The sequence below is a fragment of the Magnetospirillum fulvum genome (assembly GCF_900108475.1).
GTDB lineage: Bacteria > Pseudomonadota > Alphaproteobacteria > Rhodospirillales > Magnetospirillaceae > Phaeospirillum > Phaeospirillum fulvum_A.
The window spans coordinates 32916-57470 of the sequence record NZ_FNWO01000016.1 but is presented as its reverse complement, the minus strand read 5'-3'; the positions used below and the strand labels follow the sequence as shown (position 1 = coordinate 57470).

General features: G+C 67.5%; 8 protein-coding genes. 2 read left to right on the top strand and 6 right to left on the bottom strand.

Translation table 11 applies throughout. The features are described 5' to 3' along the window. The 6 genes from BLW40_RS15670 to BLW40_RS15645 form a co-directional block, all read right to left on the bottom strand. Positions 1 to 457, bottom strand: a 457-nt coding sequence (locus BLW40_RS15670) for a POTRA domain-containing protein (protein WP_139305629.1), incomplete at its 3' end; no start/stop codon positions are given. Positions 458 to 824: 367 nt separating this feature from the next. After that, positions 825 to 1793, bottom strand: a complete 969-nt coding sequence (locus tag BLW40_RS15665; protein ID WP_170834598.1) for a FecR family protein — start codon at positions 1791 to 1793, stop codon at positions 825 to 827. 107 nt (positions 1794 to 1900) lie between these two features. Next, a complete protein-coding gene (locus tag BLW40_RS15660; protein ID WP_074770237.1) occupies positions 1901 to 2407 on the bottom strand; it encodes an RNA polymerase sigma factor in 507 nt (168 codons plus the stop codon). Between the two features lie 152 nt (positions 2408 to 2559). Next, on the bottom strand, positions 2560 to 3249 hold the full coding sequence (locus tag BLW40_RS15655; protein ID WP_074770235.1) for a TonB family protein: 690 nt from the start codon (positions 3247 to 3249) through the stop codon (positions 2560 to 2562). A 3-nt stretch (positions 3250 to 3252) separates the two neighbouring features. Continuing rightward, a complete protein-coding gene (locus BLW40_RS17825; protein WP_211656788.1) occupies positions 3253 to 3606 on the bottom strand; it encodes a hypothetical protein in 354 nt (117 codons plus the stop codon). A 95-nt stretch (positions 3607 to 3701) separates the two neighbouring features. Beyond that, the gene (locus BLW40_RS15645; protein WP_074770233.1) at positions 3702 to 3947 is read right to left on the bottom strand and encodes a hypothetical protein; all 246 of its coding nucleotides are present in this window, start codon (positions 3945 to 3947) and stop codon (positions 3702 to 3704) included. A 399-nt stretch (positions 3948 to 4346) separates the two neighbouring features. Between BLW40_RS15645 and BLW40_RS15640 the strand changes: the two genes are divergently transcribed. Together BLW40_RS15640 and BLW40_RS15635 are read left to right on the top strand one after the other, a co-directional pair. Then, positions 4347 to 20174 (top strand): type I polyketide synthase, encoded by a 15828-nt coding sequence (locus BLW40_RS15640; protein ID WP_074770231.1) that lies wholly within the window; start codon positions 4347 to 4349, stop codon positions 20172 to 20174. Beyond that, positions 20167 to 24549, top strand: coding sequence for a non-ribosomal peptide synthetase (locus BLW40_RS15635; RefSeq protein WP_074770229.1), 4383 nt, complete (start codon positions 20167 to 20169; stop codon positions 24547 to 24549). The genes BLW40_RS15640 and BLW40_RS15635 overlap by 8 nt, the downstream gene beginning before the upstream one ends. The last annotated feature ends 6 nt before the right edge of the window (positions 24550 to 24555 follow it).

Genomic DNA, 24555 nt, shown 5'->3' with positions numbered 1-24555 from the left:
CGTCGAAATTCGGAACCGTTCCTTCCTTCAACGACGGGGCCGCGTCCTTGATCTCGTCCAAATCGAAATAGCGCGAGCCCTTGACCCGCAATCGCCCGATCTTGCCCTCGACCACTTTCAGCGTGACGATTCCGCCCTTGACCTGCTGCGGCGGAATCTCGACCCCGACGGTCTGAAAGCCTTTGGCGGTGTAAGCCTTTTCCAGCGCCGCGCGGGCGTCCTCGACATCCTTCAGGTTCTTGTCCGGCCCAAGGAACGGATAGACCGCCGCCTCGACCTCGGACTGGCTGAGCAGATTCGCCCCCTCGATCCGGTATTCCAGAATCTCGACGCGCCGTTCTTCGCTCTCGGGCGCGACGGTGGGATCGAGCGCGGCCAAGGCGGCGGAATGCAGATTGATCAAGGTTACCGTCAGCACGAGGCCGACGCCGCGACGGCTCACCACACGCACCTTCATGACTCCCCCATCTCCAGCCAGCCAAAGCCAGCGGATGCACACAAAGACACAAGAGCCGCGCTCCCTTTTGCTTGGAGCGGGCCTGTGTCGATTGTTAAGACGATGGGGGGGAGGGGAAGGCGAAGCTCTGTCTTAATTGTTTAATAGAAAATGATTCTAATACTTGGCATTAGATACTTATGACTATTGCGTAAATCTGTATGTCTGTATTTATTTAAATGGTATGACCCATATAACCTTTGTATTGACTTGCAGAGATTGAATCTCCTTTCGCCGGGCACGCAGAGATTGCCGCGCCCGCAAAAGGGCGCGTCGATCTAGCGGACGGAACGGGAAAGGCAGAGATGTCGCCAACGGGTGGCGGTACTCAGCTCAGCACAATCGTATTGCCGGGAAGCTGGCGAGCCTGGGCTCCGAACACGTCGCGGACCTGAGTGACGACGTCGTCGAGGCGGTCGAGTTTGAAGCGGGCGGTAACCTGACGTTCGGCCAGAGCGGGATTAACCAGGATGATCCGGCCCCGGCGATAGCGGTTGACCTCGGCGATGACGCGGTCAAGCCGCTCGTTCCTGAAGATCAGCACCCGCTCGCGCCACGCCGTTACCGCGGCGGGATCGACCGGCTGGGCCGGGGTCAGTTCCCCCTCGCCATAGGTGGCCTGCTGGCGCTCGGCCAAGGTTAGCGTGCGGCCGCGATAGGCGACCTCGACCTGTCCGCTCAGGCAGGAGACGCAAACGGTGGAGCCGTAATGGCGCAGGTTGAAATTGGCCATCCGGGCCGAGCTTTCTCCTCCGGCGGCGGCGATCACCAGCGGGCCGAGAGCGTTGGCCCCGACCGCCACCGCCGCCTCGCCGGAGATCAGTTCCATCCGCTCCACCCCGCCCGATTCCGCGAGGTTCAGGCTGCTTGCGGTGTTCAACTCGACCGATACACCGTCGCGAAGGGAGATCTGCCGCTGCTCACCGATTCCGGTGTGATAATCCGCCGCCAGATCGGACAGGGACGGCCACAGGCCCAGCGGCGGGTTCGCCAGCACATACAATCCGGCTCCACCGGCGGCCAGCAATCCGCCCAGCGCGGCGCGGCGCCCGATCGGACGGGACTCGGTCCGGGGCAAGGCGTGTCTCGCCATCCGCTCTTCGCTTCGGGACGCGGCGTCAAGGGCCGGGCCGAGCGCCCGCCACAACCGGCTGGCCGAGGCGAAGGCTTCGGCGTGGGAGGGGCTTTGTCGGCACCAGGATTGCAGAGCGAGCAGGTTGGTCCGGGTTGCCTCGCCAGAGGTCAGCAAAATGAGCCAGTCGGTCGCTTCGCGTTGAAGCTGATTTGAACCCATCATGTTCACATCGCTATCGGTCATGGTCAAAAGAGTCGCATCCGGACACTGTTCACCCATCGGGGCTACCTTAAAGACGTTTTTAACCGGGACAAAGCGAAACGCTTGTTTCAAATATTTTCAAGCCGCTCGCGGCAGAACTCCATCGCGGCTTTCAATTCGAACTGCACCATCCGTTTCGAAATGCCAAAACGCTCGGCGATTTCCTGGTGGGGGGTCTCCTTCATCCGCGCCGCGATCAGGATGGCCCGGCGACGCCAGGGCAGTTCCTTGATCACTTTCTGCAATCGTTCCACGTCCAAGTTGGCTTCGACCTGTCGGTCCTGAAGCGGGGATTCGTCGGCCACCTCCAGAATGGTGCGGACTTCGGAACGGCGAATCCGCCGGTTTTCCTTGCGCTGGGTGTCGATGGCGATGTTGAGGGCGGTCCGGAACAGATAGGCCCCCGGACTTTCGACCGTGCCGGGCGTATCGCTGCGATTGAGCCTCAGATAGGTTTCGTGCAGCGTCTCGCGCGCCAGATCGTCCGACCCCAGACGGCGGGTAAGGTGGTGCCGCAGTTCGTCGTAGCGATCGACGAGGTGTTGCCGCAACCCTGCCCAAGTGATTTCGGTCATGACGCGGGCCAATTCATCTGTGGCGGAAGGTCAGGGCCAGCGGATGCCGATGTCCGCCGCACCACCGCACCCTAGCGAAAAAAGCGAGGCATCGGTAGGGCGCATTGCCATTGATAGAAAAACGTCATCCACCCATCTCGTAGGGTGATGGATCAGTCGCGGCGAAGCGTGGCGGACGGGCAGACAGCCTCGCCGTCACTGCCGCCGCCAATGCTGAGCGTGATCGGCTGGGGCAAATCCCGGGGCGGGGGGCCGAGGGTCACCCGGTTCAGCGCAGCGACGACCGCGTCATCCCAGAGGCGGTTTCCCGAGGAATGGAGGAGACGGACCGGGGCGATGTCTCCGGAGGGGGCGATTCTGAAGCGAACCGACAGGGTGCCCATGCCGGGAGACAACAGGGCCGCCTCGCACAGGGCGGCGACGATGTCGGCTTGGGCGGCACCGAGAAAAGCGGCGAAGGGTCGCCACATCCGGGGCAGATCGAGCGGCAGGGCCGGGGGGGCGCGGTGGTCGGAGGGCTGGGACGGGGGGGGCTCGCCCGGGACCAGGGTGAACGCCTCGGACACCGTTCCCCGGGCGGCCAGACCGGTCCCGTCAAGCAATTGCCGTAACGCCTCCTCGCGTGTGAAGGAACCCCGGAGCGGTGCGGTGCGTCGTCCCGCCGTGTGTGCGCTCTCGTAGAGAACCTGACTGCCGGTCACCTCGCAAAAGACCGCCAGCGCGGTATCCAACGGTTGGGCGGGCAGGTCAAAGGCGTACCGTTCCCCGACCTGCGGTTCGGCCAGCGCCGATGCGGAAACGAGGCACGCCGCCGCGATGGCGAAGAACCGGGATCGGACCACAGGCTATTTTCCGCTGGTCGGGGACGGATAGGTCTGGGTGGGGCGGTACGGTTGCGCCGATTTGCCGAAATTGGGGCCGTATTGCTGCTTCAACGCGGGCAGGTTGAACCCGCCGGTCTTGACCGACGGCGAGGCGGCATCAAGCGGCGGGGCTGTGTCGAGGGGGCGGACCTCGGCGGCCTTGCGGCGAAGGCTTTGGTTAAGGCAGCTCAAATTCGGGGTCTTCTCTCCCCCGATCTCGACCTCGACGCAGGTGTCTTCCGCTCGCGCCGCTGGGGGAGCCAGGACCGCGTCGGACACCAGGAAAAGTCCGATCAGAACCGGCAGGCGCATCCTTTGGACGGTCTTCGCCTCCATATCTCCCTCCGGTGTCGAATGATGGCGGATTTTCCCCACTCGAAATTAGTCCGGATGGCACGCCATGTGGTGTGACGGTTCGGTGTCGTCCGTCCTCAGGTTTCGCTTTGTGGCACCGTGCCCAATCGTTCAAGGAAAACCGGCTCGTCGTAATCGCCCATGTCCGGATCGGCGGTTTGGCGGACGACATCGATTCCGGCGACGCTGCCGCCGTTCATGATGCGGTGGGCGCGCAAGGACGCCTGCGCTTCGCTCGTGAAAGCAATCGGAGGTTGGGGTTTCAGCGCCCCTTTCTTGCCGAACACGTAGGGCTGGCAGATGAACAGGGTTTCCTGGGCCATGGGGGGACGGTCCTGTGAAAATGACGGGCGCATCAAGAGTGATCTCTTTTTGTTCTGGGTACAAGGGTCACGTATCCCGGCCGGGACGCCTCGTCCCCGCGTGCCGCCAATCTCTCGTATCAGGGAGGAAAGCCTAGACAAATTGGCAATCTTAGGTTGCCGTTTTGTCATAGTTTTCAACTGATGACTTGGAGTTGGGTGGAGGTTATGATCCTGAATGAACACGGTCCGGACCGATCGTTTGAGCCGGAGACCGTTTTCACCACGACGGAGGTCATCGGGAGAACTCGATCTTAAGACTTTCTCCAGTTGTATGAAAAGGTGCCGCCTCATGGCGTGGGGGAGTTATGCTCGGGACGTTCAATCGACCGCATCGGTCCCAAACGGGGGCGTCGGATCATGAGTGACGCAGCCGGTCAGCCTTATGTCGAGGCGTTGAAGAAAGCCTCGGCCAAGATCGCCGAATTGCTGGCGGAAAATCAGTCGCTGAAACATCCGGCGGCGATCGCGGTGGTCGGGATGGGGTGCCGTTTCCCCGGCGGTGCCGATCCCGAGCAATTCTGGTCGTTGCTGGCCCAGGGCGGCGACGCGGTCGGCGAGATTCCCCCCGACCGCTGGGATGTCGCCCGCTTCTACGATCCCGATCCCGAGGCGCCGGGCAAGATGTATGCCCGTAACGGTGGCTTTATCGGCGATGTCGCCGGATTCGATCCCGCCTTTTTCGGCATCACCCCGCGCGAGGCCCTGGCGATGGACCCGCAGCAACGGCTGTTGCTCGAACTGGGGTGGGAGGCGCTGGACGATGCCGCGATCGAGCGGACCCGTCTGGCCGCCTTGCGCGCCGGGCTGTTTGTCGGCCTGTCGAATTACGATTACATCCAGGCCCACGTCCATTCCGGCGATCCGGAGCGGATCACCGCTTATTCCGGCAGCGGAGTGATGTTCAGCACCGCCGCGGGGCGGTTGTCTTATTTCCACGATTTTCATGGCCCGTGCCTGACCATCGACACCGCCTGCTCGTCCTCGCTGGTCGCGCTGCATCTGGCGATCCAGAGCCTGCGCCGGGGCGAGGTCGATCTGGCCCTGGCCGGTGGGATCAGCCTGATGCTGTCGCCCGACAGCATGATCGCGTTGTGCAAGGTCAAGGCACTGGCGGCGGATGGACGCAGCCGCGCCTTTGACGCCGCCGCCAACGGCTATGGCCGGGGCGAGGGCGGCGGGCTGCTGGTGTTGAAGCGGCTGGCCGACGCCGAGCGCGACGGCGACCGCGTCCTAGCCGTGCTGGCCGGGTCCGCCGTCAATCACGATGGCCGCAGCAACGGCCTGACCGCGCCGAACGGTCTGGCCCAGCAGGCGGTGATCCGGGCCGCACTGACCGATGCCGGACTGGCACCCGATGCGGTCGATTATATCGAGGCTCACGGGACCGGCACCGCGCTCGGCGATCCGATCGAGGTCAACGCGCTTCAGCAGGTGTTTGGCCAGCGCCCGCCCGGCCGTCCGCTGCTGCTGGGTTCGGTCAAGACCAATATCGGCCATACCGAGGCCGCCGCCGGGATCGCCGGACTGATCAAGCTGATCCTGTCGCTTGGCCACCGGACGATTCCCGCCAGCCTGCATTTCACTGATCCCAGCCCGCATATTGATTGGGCGGCGGGCAATGTTGAGGTCGTCGCCGCGCCGACACCATGGCCGGATCAAGGCCGGGTGCGGGTCGCCGGGCTCAGTTCGTTCGGACTGAGCGGCACCAACGCTCATCTGATCGTCACCGCGCCGCCGTCGCCGCTTGCCCCCGAAGCCGCGCCGGAGCCGGTTGCCGATCCGGTTCATATCCTGCCGCTGTCGGCCGCCTCGCCCGAGGGATTGAAGGCGGTGCGCGCCCGGTTCGATGCGCTGTTGGCGAGCCGTGCCGATACCGATCTGGCCGATCTCTGCCACACCGCCGCCTGCCGCCCCTCGCTGCGCTATCGTGACGCGATTGTCGGGGGAACCGTTGCGGCGCTGCGGGCCGGGCTGGCGGAGCGCTCGACCCCCGAGGCGACCGGACCGGGGGCGGGCAAGGGGATCGTCTTTCTGTTCAGCGGCCAGGGTTCGCACGATGTGGCGATGGGGCGCGATCTCTACCGCCGCTATCCGGTGTTCCGCGAGGCGTTCGACCGCTGCGCCGCCGCGCTGGGGCCGGACTACGGCCCGCCGCTGGTCGAGCGTCTGTATGGCGACGGGGCCAGCGCAGAGGAATTGCGCCGCACCGAACTGGCCCAACCGGCTTTGTTCGCGGTCCAATACGCGCTGACTGCGCTGTGGGCGGCGTGGGGGATCACCCCGGCGGCCGTGATCGGTCACAGCGTTGGCGAATTCGCCGCCGCCTGCGCCGCCGGGATCATGACGCCGGAAACCGGGATTCGGCTGGTGGCGGAGCGCGGCCGCCTGATGCAGGCCCTGCCGCAGGGCGGCGCGATGGCGGCGGTGTTCGCCCCGGCCGAGATCGTCGTTCCGGCGGTGATCGACCACACCCGCGAGGTGACGCTGGCCGCGATCAACCAACCCGGTGCGGTGACGATTTCGGGCAGCGAGGCGGCGGTGACCCAGGCGCTGGAGCGGCTGGCACGCGACCGGATCGACGGGCGGCGGCTGGCGGTGTCGCACGCGTTCCACTCGCCGCTGATGGAGCCGATGGTCGGCGCCTTCGAGGCGGCGTTGGCCGGACTCGACTTTGCCCCCGCCCGCCTGCCGTTTTATTCGACCGTCACCGGCGAGGCCTTGCCGCCGCGCCAGAAAATGCCCCCGGATTACTGGTCGCGCCAGATTCGCCAGCCGGTCCAGTTCCTGGGCGCGGTGCGTGCCGCCGCCCGCGATGGCTATACCGCGTTTCTGGAAATCGGACCCGGCGACATCCTGACCGCGCTGGCCCGGGCCAGCCTCGATCCCGAGGCGGTGGGGCCTCTGGTCGCCTCGCTGCGCAAGGGGCGTTCGGCCTGGAGCGGCATCGCCACCGCCGCCGCCAGCCTGTACCGCGCCGGGATCGACTTGGTCTGGGCCGGAATCAACGCGCCGTTTGCCGGGCGCAAGGTCGCCCTGCCGACCTATCCGTTCCAGCGCCAGCGCTTCTGGATGGAGGTCGCCCCGCTGCGGCCGGGATCGGGTGCCGCCCCGATTTCAGAGCAGACAAAATTGCCCGATGTTCCCCCGACAAGGACGGAAACGATGCAGAGCCTGACCGAACGCGCCGACGAACTGGCCGCGATCCTGGCCGAGATCAGCGGATTCGACGCCGCGACGATCGACCGCACCCAGCATCTGACCGATATGGGGCTGGATTCGCTGATGCTGCTGAAACTGGGCCAGACGGTCGAACAGCGCTATGGCCTGGAATTGCGGATGAGCCAGTTGTTCGAGGACATCGGCACCGTCAACGACCTGGCCGCCTATGTCCTGCGCCATGCCGCTCCGGCTCCGGCAGCTTTGGTTCAGGCTGCCCCGGCTCCGGCCCCGGTTGCGCCGGTTCCGCCGTCGGTGCCGCCCGCGCCCGCGATCGCGCTTCCGCCCGATGGGGCCGGGGTCGCGCCGATGTTGCAGTTCCAGATGCAGGTTCTGTCCCAGGTCGCCGCCCAGAATCTGAACAGTGTCGCCGAACTGGCGCGTCAGCAGATGGCCTGGCTGGGGCAGGGTGGGCTTCCCGCCGCTGTTGCCGCCGCTCCTGCGGTCGCGGCTCCGGTTGCCGCCGCGCCCGCGCCCGCGCCTGTTCCTGCGCCGGTCGCCAAGGCCAAGCCCTCGGCCAACGCGGTGGCCAAGATCCGCAATATCAATCTGGCGGGCAGCGGTCCGTTATCGGAGACGCAGAAGGAGTTCGTCTCGGCGCTGGTGTCGCGCCATGTCGCCCGGACCCAGACGTCGAAGGAGATCACCCAGGACTCCCGCGCCGTGCTGGCCGACTGGAAGCACACCTTGTCGTTCTGGGGCCAGTTGAAGGAGGCGAAATACCCGATCGTCTCGGCCCGGTCTGCCGGGTCGCGCTTCTGGGACGTCGACGGCAACGACTATATCGACATCGCGATGGGGATGGGCGTCCATTTCTTTGGCCACAAGCCCGCCCAGATCCATGCCGCCCTGACCCGCGAGATCGAGCACGGGCTGGAACTGGGCACCCAATCGGCCCTGACCGGTCCGGCGGCGCTCTTGATCCGCGAGTTGACCGGGGTCGAGCGGGTCGCCTTTGGCAATACCGGGTCCGAGGCGGTGATGGTCGCGCTCCGGCTGGCCCGCGCCGTCACCGGCCGCGACAAGATCGTGATCTTCAAGAACGGCTATCACGGCATCTTCGACGGAGTGCTGGCGTTCGATCAGGATGGCGAGATCGTCCCGGTCGGATTGGGCACGCCCGCCGGAATGATCCGCGACGTGATGGTGCTGGAATACGGCTCGCCCGAGGCGCTGGAGATCATCGCCGCCGAGGCCGACAATTTGGCCGCCGTGCTGGTCGAGCCGGTGCAGAGCCGCAATCCCGACCTGCAACCCCAGGCGTTCCTGAGCCGCCTGCGCCGCCTGACCGAACGGCACGGCACAGCCCTGATCTTTGACGAGATGATTAACGGTTTTCGCATTCATCCCGGTGGAGCCCAGGCCTGGTTCGGAATCGAGGCCGATATCGTCGCCTATGGCAAGATCGTCGGCGGCGGCATGCCGATCGGGGTGATCGCGGGCAAGGCCCGCTTCATTGATTATATCGACGGCGGCGCGTGGCAGTACGGCGACCGCTCCGGGCCGCAATCGGCGATGATCTATTTCGGCGGCACCTTCTGCCGCAACCCGGCAACGATGGCGACGACCCACGCCGCGCTGACGGTGATGAAGGAGGAAGGCCCGGCCCTGCAACAGCGGGTGACGGCGCGGACCACCGATTTCTGCGACGCGCTGAACCTGTGGTTCGAACGGGAAAAAGTGCCGCTGCGGGCCAAGCATTTTTCATCGCAATGGCGGCTGGTGCCGCTGGGCGACGGCGATTTCCAGCCGCTGGAGATCGAGTTGCTCTATCTGCTGATGATCGAGCACGGGGTCTATACCTGGGAGCGGCGGATCAATTTCTTCTCGGTCGCGCATGACGATGCCGACGTCGCCCGCGTGCTCGACGTCATCAAGACCAGCATCGGCGAGATTCGCGCCGCCGGATTCGCCTTCTCGCTCGAGGTCTATCCCAACCCGCAATTCGGGCTGCCGTCTTCGCCCCAGCGCCGCCTGTACGCGCTCAGTCAGCGTCCGGGCGGGCAAGTGCCCTATCATCTGCCGCAATCGTTCTGGATCGACGGGCCGCTCGATATCGACCGGCTGGAAGACAGTTTCCGAACCATCATCGCCCGTCACGAAAGCCTGCGCACCGGCTTCAAGATCATCGACGGCGAATTGGTCACCAGCCGGATTGCCGAGCCGCGCTTCTCGGTCGAGCGGTATCAGGCCGATGCCGAGGGGGCCGAAGCGATTGCGCGCGACTTCCTGCGCCCGTTCGATCTGGCCGTCGCGCCGCTGTTGCGGGTCGCGGTGGTTTCGATCAGTCAGCACCGCCACCTGCTGCTGGCCGATGCCCATCACATCGCGGTCGATGGTCTGTCGTTCAACGTCATCGCCGCCGAATTGATGGCACTCTATCAGGGGACCGCCTTGGCCCCGGTCGGCTATGATCTCGGCCATTGCCTGCGGCTTCAGGCCGAGGCCGAGGCGGCAGCAGCGGGGGGGCGCGACGAAGCCTTCTGGCGCGAGACCTTGGCGGGCGATCTGCCCCTGCTCGACCTGCCGCTCGATTTCCCCCGTCCGGCCGAGCCCGATTTCGCCGGCGATAATGTCGTGCTGACGCTTGATGCGGCGGTGACGCGGCGGCTGAAGGACCTCTCGCGGGCGACCGGAACCTCGCTCTATATCGTGCTGCTGGCCGCCTATCAGACCCTGCTGCATCGCCTCAGCGGGCAAGAGGATATCCTGGTCGCGGGCGCGGTGTCGGGGCGGGGCAAGGCCGATCTCGCCGCTGCGGTCGGGATGTTCGTCAACACGGTGATCTTCCGCCTCCATCCCACGGCGGAGCAGCCGTTTGCCCGCTTCCTCGACGCGGTGCGCCAGACCAGTCTCTCCGTCTACGACCACCAGGATTATCCGTTCGAACGGATGACGGGGTTGAACACGACCCGGCCGCCCGGCCGCAACGCTTTGTTCGACACGATGCTGTCCTACGAGAATGCGGGCGAGCGGGCGTTTAAGATCACCGATCTGACCTTTACCCGCCGCGACATTCACCCGCCCGCCGCGATGTTCGATTTCAACCTCGACATCATCGAGGAGAACGAGGTTCTGACGCTGCGCTTCTGCTATGCGACGGCGTTGTTCCGGCGCGACACGGTGGGGCGCTGGGCCGGATATTTCGAGCGGATCATCGCGGGCATCCTGGGCGATCCCGACCGCCCGCTCGGCCGGTTCGAGATCGTCGGCGAGACCGAAACCGCCTTTGTCGCCGCCTGGAACGACAGAGAGTCCGCCTATCCGGCCGAGGCGACCCTGGTCGATCTGGTCCAGACTCAGGTTGCGGCCACTCCCGACCATGCGGCGGTGATCGCGGGCGGCGAGACGGTCAGCTATCGCACCCTGGCGGCGCGGGTCGAGCGGCTGGCGGCTGGGCTGCGGACGCGCCACGGGATCGGGCCGGGCGATTTCGTAGGGGTACATCTCGACCGCTCGGTCGATTTCGTCGTCAGCCTGCTGGCGATCCAGAGTGCGGGCGCGGCCTATGTCCCGCTCGACATTGATTATCCCGCCGATCTGCTGGAAACGATCATCACCGATAGCGGCAGCAAGGCGGTGATCACCAAGGAGGCTCTGGCCGAGCGGCTGCCGCCCTCGGGCCGGGCGCTGGCGCTTGATCTTGACCAACTCGAAGCGGGGGAGGGCGGGGACTCTGCGGCCGGGCGTGGGCCGGGGCCGTCGCCCGACAGCGTCGCCTATGTGATCTACACGTCGGGCTCGACCGGGCGGCCGAAGGGCTGCCTTGTCACCCATCGCAATGTCGTCCGGCTGTTGCGCAACGACCGCAACGATTTCGATTTCGGCCCGAGCGATGTCTGGGTGTCGGCCCATTCGTTCAGCTTCGATTTCTCGGTGTGGGAGATCTATGGCGCGCTGGTCAACGGGGGCGCGGTGGTGATCGCCGACCGCGCGACGATGCGCGATCCCGCAGCCCTGCTCGATCTGATCCGCCGCCACCGCGTCACCGTGCTGAACCAGACCCCGGCGGCGTTCCAGGGGCTGATTGCCGCCGAACTGGACCGGCCCGACCATCCCTTGGCCGACCATCTCCGGATGGTGATCTTTGGCGGCGACCGGCTCGACCCCACCGATTTGCGCCGCTGGGCCGCGCTTTATCCGCCCGAGCGGATTGCGCTGATCAACATGTATGGCATCACCGAGACGACGGTTCACGTCACCTATGATCGCCTCAGCGCCGCCGATATCGCCGGGCCGGGGGGGATCAGCCCGATCGGGCGGCCGTTGCCCGAAACCAGCGTTCATGTTTGCGATGACGCGCTCACGCCCCAGCCGCTGGGAGTGACCGGCGAATTGTATGTCGGCGGCAGCGGCGTCTGCGCGGGCTACCTCAACCGCCCGGACCTGACGGCGGAGCGCTTCGTTACCGCCCTCGAGGGGAAGCTGGCGGGCCGACGCCTGTATCGCACCGGCGATCTGGGGCGCTTGCGCCCCGACGGGCGGCTGATCTATCTCGGCCGCAACGATGCCCAGGTTCAGGTGCGCGGCCACCGGGTCGAAACCGGGGCAGTGGTCCAGGCCCTGCTGACCCATCCCGGCATCGACAAGGCGCTGGTGATCGACCGCGCCGTTGCCGCCGACCGCCCCGGCCTGCGCGAATTGATCGCCTATGTTTTGGGGGCCGAGGATCTGACCGCGTCGGCGCTGCGCGCCCATCTCGCGCTCAGCCTGCCCGATTACATGATCCCGTCGGCCTTTGTCCGGCTCGACACCTTTCCGCTCACCGCCAATGGCAAGATCGACCGCGCCGCCTTGCCCGCGCCGGAAACGGCCCGGCTGGAGACCGGGTCCGATTACCGCGCGCCCCGCAACGCGGTCGAAACCGCGATCGCCCAGGTCTGGGCCGAGGTGCTGGGCCTGCCCCGGGTCGGGATCGACGACAATTACTTCGCGCTGGGGGGCGATTCGATCAAGGCGTTGCAGATCGTCAGCCGCCTGCATCGGGCCGGGATCACCTTGGGGCTGGCCGCGATCTTTGCCGCCAAGACGGTGGCCGCTTTGGCCCCGCTGGCGGGCGTGCCCGCCGCTTTGTCGTCGCCGAGCCCTGAATCCGCCCCCGGGGCCAGCGCGCCGCTCAGCGCGATCCAGCGCTGGTTCGTCGCCGAGCATCCCCACGACCGCGCCCATTTCAACAATGCGGTGCTGCTGCGGGCATCGCGGCGGCTGGAGCCCAAGGCGGTGGGCCGCGCCGTCGCCGCGCTGTGGAGCCATCACGAGGGCTTGCGGCTGGTGTTGCGGACCCAGGGCGCGGTGGTGGAGCAGGCGATTTTGCCCGATTCGGCGCCGTCGTTCGCGATTGTCGATCTGCGCGCCGATCCGGCCCCGGCGGCAGCGCTGGCCCGCCATGCCGAGACGCTTCAGCGCGGGTTCGACCTGTCGGCGGGACCGTTGCTGCGGGTCGTTCTATACCAGTTGCCCGAATCCGACCGGGTGCTGCTGCTGTGCCATCATCTCGTCGTCGATGGCTTTTCCTGGCGGATTTTGCTGGAGGATTTCGCCGAAGCCTTCGATCAGGCGGACTCCCTGTCATCCGATCCGATCCGGCTGGCCCCGGTGGGGGCCTCGGTGCTGGAGTGGACCGAGACCCAGGCCGCCTATGCGGTCGGTCCCGACCTGCGGAGCGAGATCCCGGTCTGGGCCGACATCGAGGCGAATCCGGTCGCGCCGCTGCCGCTTGATTTCGACGATCCCCGCCGGGGCGCGGGCGAGTTCCGCCAGATCGCCCTGCCGCTCGATCAAGACGAAACCCGGACCCTGCTGACCGGTCTCCCCCGCGTGCTGGGCTGCCAGATCAACGATATGCTGCTGACCGCGCTGGCCCAGGCGTTGCGCGACCGGTTCGGGCTGGAGCGGGTCCGGGTCCAGATGGAAGGCCATGGCCGCGAGGAGATTGCCCCCGGCCTCGATATCAGCCGCACCGTCGGCTGGTTCACCTCGATCTATCCGGTCGTGCTCGATCTGGGGGGAGAGGACGAAACTCCCGCCGCCGCCGTCGGACGGATCGCCGGGCAGATGCGGCGGATTCCGCGCAAGGGAATCGGCTATGGGATTCTCAAATATCTGACCCCGCCGTCGCAGCGGGGGGGACTTGTCTTCGGACCGCCGCCCGAGATCAATTTCAATTATCTGGGCCAGTTTGACAGCGAGCCGCATCCGCTGTTCGCCTTGGCCGACGAGCCGGTCGGCCCGACCCTGGGCGAGCGGCTGGAGCGGCCCCAGGCGATCGACGTCGAGGCGATGGTGATCGGGGGCAGGCTGACCGTCACCGTAGCCTATAATCACCGCCTTTATCGGCGCGAGACCGCCGCCGCGCTGGCCGGGCATTTCCGCGACCGGTTGCGGGCGCTGATCGCGCTGGGCGGTGGCGGCAGCGACGGCGGGGCTGGGCCGGGCGGCGGGGCGGACGAGGCCGATTCGGTGTTCGAGCTGCTGGGACTCGAGGCTTCGCCGATCGAATCGCTGATGGCGCTGTCGCCGTTGCAGGAAGGCTTGCTGTTCCACGCTATGTCGGGCGACCGGCAGGTCTATTTCGAACAATTCACCTATCGCCTGCACGGCCCGCTCGACCTGACCTGCTTCCAGGCGGCTTGGGACGAACTGGCCCGCCGTCACGACATCTTGCGCGCCGCGATCGTCTCGCTGCCGGGGCGGCGGCCGCTTCAGGCGATCTTGAAGACCCGCACCGTCGAATTTCACCATATCGACCTGCGCGGCCAGACCGCCGACGCGTTCGAGACCGCCGTCGCCGCCTTCCTGCGGGCCGACCGCAGCCGAGGCTTCGACCTGGGCCACGATCCGCTGATGCGGGTCACCGTGCTGCAACGGGGCGAGGGCGAGTTCGACGTGGTGTGGAGCCACCACCACATCATTCTCGACGGCTGGTCGATGGGGATTCTCCAGCCCGAATTGATGGAAATCTATGGGGCGCTGCGAAATGGCGGCGCGCCGTCCTTGCCGCCGGTGCCGTCCTACCGCTCCTATATCGACTGGCTGGCCGGTCGCGACGAGGACGACTCGCGGGCCTATTGGAGCCGGGTTCTCGCCGACGCGCCGCCGCCCTCGACCATTCCCGGCCTCGATCCGGCGGGACGGAGCCGGGGCCGCGCCCTGGGCGAGCACCCGCTGACGCTCGACCCGGCCACCAGCCGGGGGCTGGTGGCGCTGGCCGCCCGTCTTGATGTGACCTTGAACAGCGTGGTCCAGGCGATCTGGGCGGCGCTGCTTGCCACCTACAACGACCGGGCCGAGGTGATTTTCGGCACGGTGGTATCGGGCCGACCGCCCGAACTGCCCGAAATCGAGCGGATCGTCGGCCTGTTCCTGCGCACCGTTCCCGTCCGGGTCACGGTCGATTCCGACCAGGGCTTCGCCGATCTGGCGCGGGCGATTGCGGATCAGGCCGTCGCCAGCGAACCGCATCATTTCCTGCCCCTGGCCGAGATGCAGCGTCTGACCGGACTGCGCCGGACCTTGTTCGACCATGTCCTGGTGTTCGAGAATTATCCGCTGTCCGCCCGGACGGCCACGGGGGATTTGCGGATCGACACCGTCCGCGCCTTCGAGCAGATGCATTACGATTTCAGCATCGTCGTCCATCCCGCGCCGACGCCGGACGACACGACCGAGATCATGTTCACCTTCAACCGCCATGTCGTCGATCCGGTTCAGATCGAGCGGATCGCCGGTCATGTCCGGGCGCTGGTCGCGGCGGTGCTGGCCGAGCCCGAGCGTCCGCTGTCGGCCTTCGACCTGCGCGGCACCGACGAGCGTGACGAGGGTGCCCGGCAGAGCCTCGCCGCCGATTGCCCTGTGCCCGGTCTGGTGCTCGATCTGTTCGAGGCCCAGGCGGAGCGGGGGCCTGAGTCCGTCGCGATCGAGGCGGGGGGGCAATCCATCACCTATCGCGCTCTCGACGCGCGGGCCGAGGCGCTGGCCGCGCTGCTGCGCCGTCAGGGGCTTCAGCCCGGCCAGACCGTCGGGCTGTTCCTGGCCAACGGCATTGATTACGTCGCCAGCCTGCTCGGCACCCACAAAGCGGGCGGTGTCGTGGTTCCGTTCGATCTCGACCTGCCGCCGCTCAGACTGCGTCAGTTGCTGTCACGGCTGTCGCCCCGTCTGGTCGTGACCTCCGACGCCGAAATCCCGGCGGTACGGGCGGTCCTGGCCGGGCTGGAGGCGGCGGGCGGGGTGCGCCGCCTGATCGCCTGGACCAAGGAGGGCGGGCTGCGCCACGGCAAGCCGGTCAAGGGCACGCTGGAGACGGTGGCTCCGCTGGCCGCCGGTCCAGTGCCCGACCGCTCGGGCCGCCCGGTTCCGGGTGACGCCGCCTATGTGATGTTCACCTCGGGTTCGACCGGCGAGCCCAAGGCGATCCTGTCCAGCCACGAGGGGCTGCACCATTTCATCGCCTGGGAACGGCGCGAAGTGGGAGCCGATGTCTCGCTGCGGACCAGCAATCTGGCCCGCACCACCTTCGACGTCAGCCTGCGCGATATCTTCCTGCCGCTCAGCGTCGGCGGCACACTCTGCATCCCCGATGCCGATACCCGGATGGATGCGACCCGGCTGGTGCGGTGGCTGGCGGACTCCCGGGTCAGCCTGATCCACATCGTGCCGACCCTGTTCCGCCTGCTGGCCAAGGAGATCGAACGCGCGCCGCTCGGCACCGGGGTGGCGGCGCTGCCCGCATTGCGGACGGTTCTGTTCGCGGGGGAAAGCCTGTATGGCGGCGATGTCGAGCGGGCGCGGCGCGTGCTTGGCCCGGCGGTCGCCCTTTTCAACCTTTATGGTCCGACCGAAACGACGCTGGCGAAGTTCTTTCACCGGATCGACGGCCCGGTCGCCGAAGGCGGGCGGGCGATCCCGGTCGGCCATCCGATCGCCGGGACGCGGGTTCTGGTGCTAAAGGGGAACCGGCCGCTGCCGGTCGGCGCGATCGGGGAAATCCTGATCCGGCCGCCGTTCGCCTGCCTGGGCTATTTCGGCGATCCGGCCCTGACGGCGGAGCGGTTCGTCTCCGATCCGACCGGCGAGGATACCAGCGGTCTGGCCTATTACCGCACCGGCGATCTGGGGCGGCAGATGCCCGACGGCGGGATCGAGTTCTGCGGCCGCACCGACGGTCAGGTCAAGGTCAGCGGTATCCGGATCGAACTGGCCGAGATCGAACAGGCGGTTCTGTCGGCGGCGCCCGAGATCGATCAGGCCGTCGCCGCGATCCACCGCCGCGACGACGGCGACAATGCGCTGACCTGCTATTATACAGAGAAAAAACCGCTCGACGCCTCGGATTTGCGCCGCCGCCTGGGCGAGATTTTGCCCAAGCCGATCATTCCCGGCTATCTGATCCGGCTCGACAGTTTCGTGATGAATTTGAACGGCAAGGTCGATCGTCGCGCTTTGCCCAAGCCCGAGGATCTGATCGAAGGCCGGATCCGTTTCGAGCCGCCCGCCACCCCGACCGAGGTGCGGCTGGCGGCGATCTGGGCCGAAATCCTGGGGTTGAAGCGAGTCGGTGCCGTCTCGCCCTTTTTCGAGATCGGCGGCGATTCGCTGCGGGCGATCCGGGCGATTTCGCGGATCAATCACGATTTCGCCAGCGCCTTGACGATCGGCCAGTTCTTCCAGCGTCCGACGATCCGTCAATTGGCGGAAATGCTGGGGGCGGTGAAAGACGGGGCCGGGCCGGATGCGATTCCCGTCGTGGCCGAGGCTGCCGATTATCCGGTGTCGCACGCCCAGCGGCGGCTGTGGATTCTCGACCAGCTTTGGACCAGCGGCGCGGCCTATACCCTATCGGCGGCCTATCTGCTGAACGGTCCGTTCGACGTTGCCGCATTCGGGCGGGCCTTCGCCGCGCTGATCCGACGCCACGAAGCGCTGCGGACGGTGTTCGTCGCCGCCGAGGGTGACGAGGCCGAGACGGTGCGCCAGCGGGTGCTGGCCGATCCGAATACCGGACTTGGCCTGATTGATCTGCGGGGCGAGCCCGATCCCGAGGCGGCGGCGCGGGCGCTGGCCGAGCAGGATGCCGAGACGCCGTTCGATCTGGCGACCGGGCCGTTGCTGCGCGCCCAGGTGCTGGTGGTGGGGGCCGACCGTCACGTCCTGCTCGTCGCGATTCACCATATCGTGTCCGACGCGGCTTCGGTCGCGATCATGGTCGACGAATTGCTGGTGCTGTACCGGGCCGAGACCGAAGGCGGCGGCCTCGATCCGTTGTCGCCGCTTAGAATCCATTACAAGGATTATGCCGCCTGGGACAATGCCCGGATCGAAACCGACGCGGCCCGGCGCGATCTCGATTATTGGCGGACCCAATTGGCGGGGCCGCTGGTCCCGCTCGACCTGCCGCTCGACCGGCCCCGTCCGGCCCTGCCGCGCTTCGTCGGCGGTCGGGTCACCCGTTCGCTCGATCCCCGGCTGGCCGAGGCGGTGCGCGGGTTCGTCCGTGCCCGCCACGGCACGCTGTTCATGGTGGTGGTGGCCCTGGTCAAGGCGCTGTTGTTCCGCGTCACCGGCCAGACCGACATTATCGTCGGCAGTCCGATCGCCAGCCGTGACCATGACGATTTGCGCAACCAGATCGGGTTCTACGTCAACACCCTGGCGCTGCGCGACCGGATCGAGGCCGAGGAGGGGTTCGAGTCCCTGTTCGATCGGGTCAAGGCGACGATTGCCGCCGCGCTGGAGCACCGGGCCTATCCGTTCGACCGGCTGGTCGAGGAATTGGGGCTGCCCCGCGATCTCAGCCGGACCCCGGTGTTCGATGTCGCCGTAGTGTTGCAAGACGGACTCCAGCCAAGTCTGACCCTGGGCGGTCTGGCCATCGAGGCGTTCCACGAACAGCGCAGCATCAGCAAATTCAGTCTGGCCTTCGAATTCGTCGAAACCGAGGGCGGCGGGCTGACGCTGGGATTGGAATATGACAGCGATCTGTTCGACCGCAGCCATATCGAGCGGCTGGTCGGCCAGTTCGCCGAATTGAGCGCGCAGGCGCTGGCCGAGCCGACACGGCATCTGACCGCGCTGCCGCTGGTGCCCGAAGCCGAGCGCCAGATGCTGTCCGGGCGGACTCCCGGTCCCGAAATTCCGCCCGAAACGACGTTGGTCACCTTGTTCGAGGCCGCCATCGCAGCCGGTCCTGACCGGCCGGCGCTGGCAATCGAGGATCGCGTCTATGATTACGCGACCCTGGGCCGGATGGTCGAGGCGGTGGCCCGCGCCCTGGCCGCGACCGGGACGGTTGGCCCGGGCGACCGCGTCGGGCTGCTGCTGGACCGCACCGAAGCGTGGGTGGTGGGCTTCCTCGCCACGCTGAAACTGGGGGCCGCCGCCGTTCCGCTCGATCCCTCTTATCCTCGGGCACGGCTGGATTTCATGCGGCGCGACGCCGCCTGCGCCGCGATCTTGAGCGAGTCTCCGCATCTCGACGGGGTCGATCGCGGCGACGATGGTCCGATATTCGATCTGCGGATGCTGGCGGCGACCGAGCCCGACCCGACCACGCCGCTGGCGGCGACGGCCAAGGCCGACGATGTCGCCTATGTGATCTATACCTCGGGCTCGACCGGGCGACCCAAAGGCGTTCTGCTGACCCATCGCGGCGCGGTCAATCTGGCACTCGCCCATCGCGACAGCTTAGGAATCCTGCCCAGCCACCGCGTGCTGCAATTCGCCCCCACCTCGTTCGACGCCTCGGTGTGGGAAATGCTGATGGCGCTGATGCAAGGCGCCTGCCTGGTGATCGCCGGGCCGGAGCGGATTCGCGATCCCCGCGACTTCGCCGCCTATCTGCGCCAACAGCAGGTCACTGTGGCGACCTTGCCGCCGACCTATCTGGCCCAGCTAGAACCGGACGACCTCGCCTCGCTGCAAGTACTGATCACGGCGGGAGAGAAGCCCGATCCCGATCAGGTCCGGCAACTGGCGTCGCGCCTGTGCGTCGTCAACGCCTATGGCCCGACCGAGGCGACAGTGTGCGCGACGTGGTATCAGGTCGATCCCGAGCGCGACCGCGGCGCGTCGATCCCGATCGGCCGCGCGCTGCCCAATACCGAAGTGATCGTGCTCGACCGCTTTGGCGCATTGGCTCCGGTCGGGGTGTGCGGCGAAATCCATATCGGCGGTCCCGGTCTGGCTCTTGGCTATCTGGGCCAGCCCGAGCTGACCGCGCGCGCCTTCATCGACCATCCGTTCCGTCCGGGCGAGCGTTTGTACCGCACCGGCGACCTTGGCATGGTCCAGCCCGACGGCAACATCGTCTATCGCGGCCGGATCGATTCCCAGGCCAAGATTCGCGGCCACCGGGTCGAGCCGGGCGAGATCGAAACCTGCCTCCGCCGTCACCCGGCGGTCCGCGAGGCCGTCATTGCCGTCCGCCCGGGCGTGGCGGGTGGGTCCGATCTGGTCGCCTATGTCGTGCTGGCGGCGGGAGCGGGGGAGGTCGATCCGGTCCGCCACGCGGTCGAGGCCGAGCTGCCGTCCTTCCTCCATCCGGCCAGTTGGGTCGTGCTCGACTCGCTGCCGCTGCTGCCTAACGGCAAGGTCGATGCGGCGGCGCTGCCCGACCCGGCCCAGGCGGTGGCGGCGATCCTGGTCGAAGGGGCCGACCTGCAAAGCCGGGTCGCCCAGGTCTGGCGCGACATTCTCGGCCATGACGGTCTGTCTCCGACTGACCGCTTTTTCGAGGTCGGCGGCGATTCGATCAAGGCGATCCAGGTGGTCGGGACGTTACGCCGTCAGGGGCTTACCTTGTCGATGCGGGACTTCCTGACCGATCCGACGATTGCCGGTCTGGCCCGGCGGCTGGAGGAGGAGGGCGAGGGCGAGCCGGACGCTTCCCCCGCCGCGCCTGCCGCTGCCGCCGGGATCAATCAGGCCGGTCTGTCGAACCGCGAACTCGAAGATTTGTTCGGCGATGAGTAACCGGACCGCCCCAGTCCGCCGTCCCAGCCGCGACGAGGTCGAGGCGATCTATCCCCTGTTGCCGCTGCAACAGGGGATGCTGTTCCACGATCTGTTGTCGCCCGGCGACCAGCCCTATTTCCGTCAGGTCTCGTTTCGGATCTCGTCCGAGATTGCGGCGTTCGATCCCGCTTTGTGCCGACAGGTGTGGAGCGCGCTGATCGCCCGCCACGAGGCGTTGCGCTCGGTGTTCGATTTCGAGAACACCAATCGGCTGTTGCGGCTAGTGCTGAAGCAGGGCGAGACCGTCTGCGACGAGGAGGATGTGTCCGGGCTGGACGAGGCCACCCAGGCCGCCCGGATCGAGGCGTTCCGCGCCGAGGACCGCAGGCGCGGGTTCGATCCGCGCCTCGGCCCGCTGACCCGGGTCCGGCTGTTCCGTCTGGGCGGCGGCCGGTTCGAGATGGTGTGGAGCCACGCCCATCTGATCCTCGACGGCTGGTCGGGTAGCCTGTTGTTGGCCGAGTTCGCCGACCTCTATGCGGCCGGTCGCGCGGGGCGGGTGCCCGTTCTGGCCCCGCCGCCTTCGACCCGCGCCTATTTCGACCGGATCGCGGCGCGGGACGAGGCGGAGTCGCGCCGGTTCTGGGCCGAACTGCTGGCGGGCTACGACCGCCCGGTCGGTTTGCCCCGGCTGGGGCCGGGCCGCCCCGGCGCGCCCTATCGGCCGAGCCAGTATCTCGTCACCCTGACGCCCGAGCGGCATGCGGTGCTGGAGGGGCTCGCCGCCCGCGCCGGGGTGACGCTGAATAGCGTTCTGGTGGCGCTGTGGGGCATTCTGCTCGGTCGCTACGCCGACAGCGCCGACGTCGTGTTCGGCAGCGTCGTGTCGGGGCGGACGCTCGATGTCGATGGGATCGAGCGGATGGTCGGGGCCGTCATCAACACGATCCCGGTCCGGGTCACGCTTGGCGCGGGCGAGGGGATCGTGTCGCTGTTGCGCCGTCTCCAGGCCCAGGCGTTCGACAGTCTGACTCACGACCATCTGCCGTTGGCCGAAATTCATGCGCAGTCGGGCCTGCCCGATGCTCTGCTCGACCATCTGCTGGTGTTCGAGAATTACCCCCAGGTGGCGACCGAGGCGGAGTCCGGGCTGGGCTTTCGTGTCGTGTCCGCCGAGGCCGACGAGCGGGCCAATTACGATTTCGGTCTGATCGTCCAGCCCGGCCCGCCGCTCAGGATCGCCTTCGCCTATAATGAAGAGGCCCATTCCGAGGCGCAGATGCGCCGGTTGGGCGAGCAGATCGCGACCCTGATCGACGCGCTTGCCGCCGATCCCGAGCAGCCGGTCGAGCGGATCGAGGTGTTGGGCGCGGCGGATTTGGCCGACCTTGCCGTCTTTTCGCGCGGAGCCCGGCGCGCGCCTTTGCCCGACGAGACGATCGTCGCGCTGTGGCGAGCGCAGGTGGCGCGAACGCCCGACCGGCCCGCCTTGCGCTGGGACCAGGGGGAGATGTCCTATCGCGAGTTGGACGCGCAGAGCGACCGGCTTGCCGCCGCGCTGGGCCGCCTGCCCGGTTTCGCGGCGGAGCAGGCCATCGGCGTGCTAGCCGGGCGGGGCTGGCGGCGGATCGTCGCCCTGCTCGGGATTCTGAAGGCGGGAGGGGCCTATCTTCCGCTGACCCCCGCTTTGCCCGACGAGAGGTTGGGCTTCATCCTGGGCGACACCGACTGCCGGATCGTGTTGACCGACACCGCCGGGCAGGCCCGGCTGGAGGCGATGCGACCGGGGATCGGGCGGGTCATCGACCAACTGGACGCCACGCCCGATGGTGCCGCCGCGACCGTGGCCCCGGGCGATCTCGCCTATATCCTCTACACCTCGGGCTCGACCGGTCGGCCGAAGGGGGTGATGGTCGAGCATCGCGGCTTCGTCAATATGATCCTGGGCCAGATCGAGGGATTCGGTCTCGGTCCCGACGACCGGGTGTTGCAGGTCTCGTCCTGCTCGTTCGATGCCTCGCTGTCGGAAATCTTCATGGCGCTGCTGTCGGGGGCCGCGCTGGTGCTGGCCTCGGCCGAGGCGGGGCGCGACCGCGACCGGCTGCTGGCCGCGATTGCCGACCATCGCGTCACCGTCGCCGGTCTGTCGCCCTCGCTGCTGTCGGCGCTCGACTTCGCCGATTTTCCCGGCCTTCGGCTGTTGATCTCGGCGGGCGAGGCGGTCGATCCCGCTTCGGCCCGCCATTACGCCGCCCGGTTGCGCTTCATCAACGCCTATGGCCCGACCGAGGCGTCGGTCTGCGCCAGCTTTCACGAGGTGCGGGCCGACCGGGACTATCCGACCGGAATCCCGATCGGGCGGCCGATTCCCAATACCGCGATCCGCATCCTTGACCGCTTTTCCCGTCCGGTGCCGATCGGCGCGGTGGGCGAGATCTGCCTGTCTGGTCCGGGGCTGGCGCGGGGCTATCGCAACGGGGCCGAACCGAGCCAAAGCGCGTTCGTCGGCGACGGGGCGGAGCGGCTCTATCGTACCGGCGATCTCGGCCTGTGGCTCGAAGATGGCGAGATCGTCTATCGCGGGCGGCGCGACGGTCAGGTCAAGCTGAACGGGCGCCGGGTCGAACTGGGCGAGATCGAGGCGGCGCTGCGCCGACTGCCGGGGATCGTCCAGGCCGCCGTGATCGTCGCCGATGCGGGCGCGGGGCGTGGCGGGCGGTTGGTCGCCTATGTCGTCGCCGCCCCGCCGCCCGATCCCGACGCGGTGCGCCGCCAGCTTGCCGCGACGCTGCCGCCTTATATGATCCCGTCGGCGCTGGTGACGCTGCCCGATCTGCCCTTGACCCTGGCGGGCAAGCTCGACCGCGCCGCCTTGCCGTCGCCCCCGCCCCCCGCCGCCGCCGCCGACGACGATCCCCCCGTAACCCCGGCCGAGCAGGCGGTAGCGGCGGCCTTCGCCGCGGTGCTGGGCGGCGCGACAATCGGGCGCCATGCCACCTTCCAGGCGCTGGGCGGCGATTCCCTGACGGCGATCCGGGTGGTCGGGCGTCTGGCCAAGCAGGGCTATGCGCTCGATCTGGCCGATCTGCTGGGGGGCCAAAGTGTTGCCGCGATTGCCGTCCGTCTGACCCCGCGCCAGCCCGAGGCGGCGGCTGTTCCGCCTGCGTCGGCCGAGGCGCCGCTGACGCCGGTCCAGGCGACGTTCTTCGCCGATCACCGCGAGGGTCGGGCCCACTGCAACCATGCAATCTTGCTGAAAGCGGCCGAGCCGATCGACGACGAGGCGCTACGCCCGACCCTGGCCGCGCTGTGGCGTCATCACGATTCGCTCCGGCTCCGCTTCCGGATCGGTCCGGACCGGGTGACCCAATCCGCCGCCGATCCGCTGGTTCCGCCCGGTCCCGACTCGGTCGATCTGCGCGGCCATCCCGATCCGTGGGGGGCGCTGCTGGCCGATGTCGCCACCCGGCACGAGGGGTTCGACCTGGCCACCGGCCCGCTGCTGGCCGCGATCATCTATCGCCTGGACGAGGGCGATTTCCTGGTGCTGCTGGCCCATCATCTGGTTACCGATGCGCTGTCCTGGCGCTTTCTGCTCGACGATCTCGCCATCGGCTACCGTCAGGCCCGCGCGGGAGCGGCGGTCGTGCTGCCGCCGGTCGGCGCCTCCTATCTCGACTGGGCGCGGGCGCTCGAGACCTATCGCCGCAGCGAACATCTCGCCGCCCGCAAGCCCGATTGGGACAAGATCGACGCCGCGCCGGTTCGCCCGCTGGCGACCGATGCTCCAATGGTGGCGCATCGCTACGACGAAACCGAGACGGACTCGGTCGATCTCGCCGTCGCCTCCGATCGGTCCGACAGCGTGGTGCAGACCCGGCTGCTGGTCGCGCTGGGCCGCGCCCTGGCGGCGTGCGGGCGTTTGGGTCAGACCCGGATTTTGCTGTCTGGCCATGGACGCCTGCCGATCCCCGGCGCGCCGCTTGATGTCGGCCGCACCACCGGCTGGTTCACCGCCAATTATCCCGTGTTGCTGACCGAGGCGGGGGCCGATCCCGATCCCGCGACGCTGGGCGCGGCGGCGCTGGAGTACGGTCTGTTGCGCCTTGCCGCCGCCGGGGGGGAGGCCAAAGCGCCGGTCGAGGAGATCACCTTCAACTATATGGGCCGGGTCGATCTGCCCCCCGAAGCCGGCGCGCCGTTCGCCTGGGTTCCGGGGCTGGACCCCGCCTCGGTGGGGCGGCTGGAGCGGACCTGTGTCCTTGAGGTCGGGGCGTCGCGGGAGGCCGACCGGATCACGGTCAAGGTGCGCTATTGCGGCCGGATTCACCGGGCCGAGACAATCCGCCGTCTGGTGGCGGCAATGGAGGTCGCCTGGGACAGTCAACCTTAAGTTAAC